We start from the raw sequence: 3,343 nt of genomic DNA on the forward strand, positions 1-3,343 counted from the left end.
GCCGGTTCCCCTGTCTTCCTGGACATCGGTCGCCTCAAGGTAGGAACGCTTTTGGTCTCTCGGCTTCATCTTGGCCTTCCTCTCGATAACCTGGGCCTGGGCCCGCGAATAACCACGGGACGTGGCATAGATGAGCTCCACCGGCCGGCGGGAAGCGGTGTACCTGGCTCCCCTGCCTTCGTTATGCTGCCGGAGGCGCCTTTGGGGATCCCGGGCAATACCGCAGTAGTAGGACTCATCAGAGCACCTTAAGAGGTAGATGTAAAAAAGACCCGGATCAGAGGTATTTTGACAGGGCCCTGTCAACCCTCTTCAACCCTTCCTCCAGGCGGGGCTTGTCGACGCCGAAATTCGGCCTAAGATGATTCTCAATGCCGAAGCAACTGCCCGGGATGACGAAGATGCTGTTATTTTCGACCATGTCCATCACGAGGTCCCAGGATGGGACGGGAAGGTCATACCTGACGAAGGCAAAGCAACCGGTCGCCGGAGGGGTGAAGGAAAGCATGCCCCCATGGCTGTTGACCCATTCGGTAAAGGTGGCCAGGTTCCGCCGGACGATGCTCCTGTTGCGGGCGAAGATTCTTTCTCGCATTCCGGGTTCAAGGGCCTTCGTGGCAAGGTAGTCGCTGAAAGTCGTGACCGTGGTGGAAAGGAAATCATGGTAGAACCATGACATTTCAGTTATCTCCCTGGGGCCGGTCACCCAGCCTATCCTGAGGCCGGGCAGCCCAAAGGACTTGGAGAGTCCGCTGATGACAATCGTACATGCCCCAGAAACTTGGTGTCATCTCATCGATCTGCTCAGCTCCTCGGTACACTTCGTCAGAGAGGAGGTAGGCGCCGGCTTCCGAGGCGACTTCGACGATCTGCCCCATCTGCTCCCTCGAGAGGACCGTCCCAGTGGGGTCGTTGGGGTTGCAGACGCAGATGAGTTTGGTTTTAGGCGTGAGTGCCCTTTTCAGGCTGTCCAGGTCGAGGGAGCAACCTTGCTTCGGGTCAAGTCTGAAGTTTCGGACCACCGCGCCGTTGGACTCCACCACGTGGGAGAGGAGCATGAAGTTGGGAATCATGAAGGCGGCTTCGTCCCCCGGCTCGATGAGCCCCCAGGCGATCAGGAAGAGGGCCTCGGCCGACCCGTTCGTCATGAACACCGAGGAGGGATCCCCTCGTAGAAGAAAGCGACGGCCTTTCTGAGGTGTTCTGTCCCGGCGGTGTGAACATATTTCAGGTGCAGGTTATTGTAGGCCTCTTCTATTTCCTCCGGCGAAAGGATCTCGCGGATGAACATAGGGTATGTACCCGAATCGCTGAGGTCATACTCCACTTTGTTCTGAAACCTGGCCAGAGTTCTTTCGAGTTTGAACTCTTCGATCTTCATCTAATAATCTCCTGTCTCACTGAGGGGATGCCCCTTCTCGAATTTTATCCCAAACCCCCTTGGAAGAAGAAGAGAATCCTCTAGACCAGCGCCTTGATAAGAGGGGGGAGGATGACGTAAATGGTCAAGAGCCTTACGAGGTGCAGGAGGCTCACCTTGATAGGGTCAGCCTCGAGGTCCTCAGCGATGGAGGACATCTGGGTGATCCCCCCCGGGCAGGTGGCTAAAAGACAAGTCATGAGGCTCCACTGGTTGATGCCCCTCACAATGAAGGCCAGTATAACACCCCAGACCAACATGCCAGCAGTAGTAACCAGGATGGTCAGGAACATGCCGTACAGCGTCGAAAACGTTTCGGGGGTTGCGAAAAGTCCAATTATCGAGCCTAGTCCTAGTTGAGCCACGTGCCTCACCATAACCGGCAAGGGCCGGATGGGTAGACCCCATGCGGCTGCGATAGCAACGAAAATCATTGAACCTATGAACCCACCAACGGGAACTCCAAACCAATTGAATGAAATACCACCCGCCGCAGCAATGAATATTGTCAGGATCCGACTGCCAGACTTAAGCGCGGGTTTGCCCGACTGTTTAAAGACATCGTTCTTGCTGTTCACGGCATAGGAGTATCCGTTATCGGTTGCGGCGGGGATTTTACCAATCTTTCCGAAAAGAACCGGCGTGACGAAGAGGATCGAAGAAACACGGAAGAACTGCATCAACGCCACCAGAGCAACGTCGGCCTCAAGGGTGAAGGCCAGCAAACTCATCTCGGCGATGCCCCCTGGCACCGTCCCAAGGATGGAGGTCGCCAACCCAAGATCGGACCATCGGTTCATCACCCAGCCAAGGCCAAGGGGAAATATTATCCACCAGACCGCGGCAAGGAGAGCAACACGCAGGCTGCTTACTAGGTCACTGCCGGTTCTGCTGCTAAAACGAATCCCGACAAAGAGCCCCAGGGCCACCTGGAAAAGCATATTCGCCCCTTCAGGGATCGCCGGCACAACCCACCCCTTGACGGCGAAGAAGGCCGCCGAGACCATGGCTCCAACCATTACGGCAGCGGGTATCCGGAAGGCCCGGAAAAGCAGCCACCCCGGTATTCCGATAAGAAACAGAAGGAAAAAGTTTAAGGCCCAGTCCATAAAATTCCCCCAGATCAGGCGGCGGGGAATAACCGGGGAGGAAACCCGCCGGGAATGATAAAATGGTAAAAATCTCAAATGTACCCTTACATGGAGTATCCGAGGGGACCAAAGGGACGTTTTATAGCCCTATTCCTTCGGTTGTAGCCCTTCTCCTCTGGATGTATCTGCCAAGACTCTAAAGCGAGCCACCAGGGGATCTCAAGGAGGGTGCCGTCTTGTCCCAGAATAAAATAACCCATACTGAGGAGGAATGGAAGTCCCTCCTCACACCCGAACAGTTCAGGGTCACCAGGGGAGGCGGAACGGAACCGCCCTTTTCAGGAAAATACTACAACCACGGGGAAAAAGGAACCTACCTCTGCTCAAACTGCGGGAACGGCCTGTTCACTTCGGACTCAAAGTATGACTCCGGAAGCGGGTGGCCGGGTTTTTTGAACCCCTGTCGCCCGAAAGCGTTTCGACCCGGGAGGACCGGTCCCACGGCATGACCAGGGTGGAAGTGCTCTGCGCCAGGTGCGACGCGCACCTAGGCCACCTGTTCCCCGATGGGCCTCCCCCGACGGGTATGCGTTACTGCATCAACTCCGTCGCCCTTGACTTCAAGCCCGACCAGCCCCCTCGCCCCGGCACGGATTGAGGCCGTCCGGGGGTCACTCCTCTATCTGTTCCATCTGGATGGAGCCGGAGTAGATCAGGGCGATCTTGGCGCTCACGGGCCCGATCAACTCGTACAGGAACGACGAGGATAATATTATCGCGAGCAACATGTGACCCGTGGCTTCGGGCAAAACCCTTTTGCTCAGAAAAGCCA

Annotated in this window: 6 protein-coding genes and 1 pseudogene; 1 reads left to right on the top strand and 6 read right to left on the bottom strand. The window is 56.2% G+C overall.

Translation table 11 applies throughout. From position 1 onward, the window contains the following. The 5 genes from GX108_04885 to GX108_04905 form a co-directional block, all read right to left on the bottom strand. Positions 1-306, bottom strand: a 306-nt coding sequence (locus GX108_04885; protein ID NLO56374.1) for a GIY-YIG nuclease family protein, incomplete at its 3' end; no start/stop codon positions are given. Then, positions 278-763 carry an aminotransferase class I/II-fold pyridoxal phosphate-dependent enzyme gene (locus tag GX108_04890; GenBank protein ID NLO56375.1) on the bottom strand — a complete coding sequence of 162 codons (486 nt, stop codon included), beginning with the start codon at positions 761-763 and terminating at the stop codon, positions 278-280. The genes GX108_04890 and GX108_04885, both read right to left, overlap by 29 nt. After that, positions 681-1,154: an aminotransferase class I/II-fold pyridoxal phosphate-dependent enzyme gene (locus GX108_04895; protein ID NLO56376.1), complete on the bottom strand. Its 474-nt coding sequence runs from the start codon at positions 1,152-1,154 to the stop codon at positions 681-683. The genes GX108_04890 and GX108_04895 overlap by 83 nt, the downstream gene beginning before the upstream one ends. Further along, a complete protein-coding gene (locus tag GX108_04900; GenBank protein NLO56377.1) occupies positions 1,145-1,381 on the bottom strand; it encodes a hypothetical protein in 237 nt (78 codons plus the stop codon). The genes GX108_04895 and GX108_04900 overlap by 10 nt, the downstream gene beginning before the upstream one ends. An 80-nt stretch (positions 1,382-1,461) precedes the next feature. Then, positions 1,462-2,529, bottom strand: coding sequence for an AbrB family transcriptional regulator (locus GX108_04905; GenBank protein NLO56378.1), 1,068 nt, complete (start codon positions 2,527-2,529; stop codon positions 1,462-1,464). A gap of 218 nt (positions 2,530-2,747) precedes the next feature. On the opposite strand from GX108_04905, the pseudogene msrB reads away from it, so the two are divergent. Then, positions 2,748-3,169: pseudogene (gene msrB, locus GX108_04910) on the top strand (peptide-methionine (R)-S-oxide reductase MsrB). Between the two features lie 13 nt (positions 3,170-3,182). On the opposite strand, the gene GX108_04915 reads toward msrB, so the two are convergent. Then, positions 3,183-3,343: cation:proton antiporter (locus GX108_04915; protein NLO56379.1), on the bottom strand; the 161-nt coding region annotated here is incomplete at its 5' end.

Origin of the sequence: Thermovirga sp. (assembly GCA_012523215.1) — a bacterium.
Classification (GTDB): domain Bacteria; phylum Synergistota; class Synergistia; order Synergistales; family Thermovirgaceae; genus 58-81.

Excerpts from the sequence above, each read along its gene's own strand:
- GX108_04900 (NLO56377.1), bottom strand. The coding sequence starts at position 1,381 with ATGAAGATCGAAGAGTTCAAACTCGAAAGAACTCTGGCCAGGTTTCAG.
- GX108_04905 (NLO56378.1), bottom strand. The coding sequence starts at position 2,529 with ATGGACTGGGCCTTAAACTTTTTCCTTCTGTTTCTTATCGGAATACCG.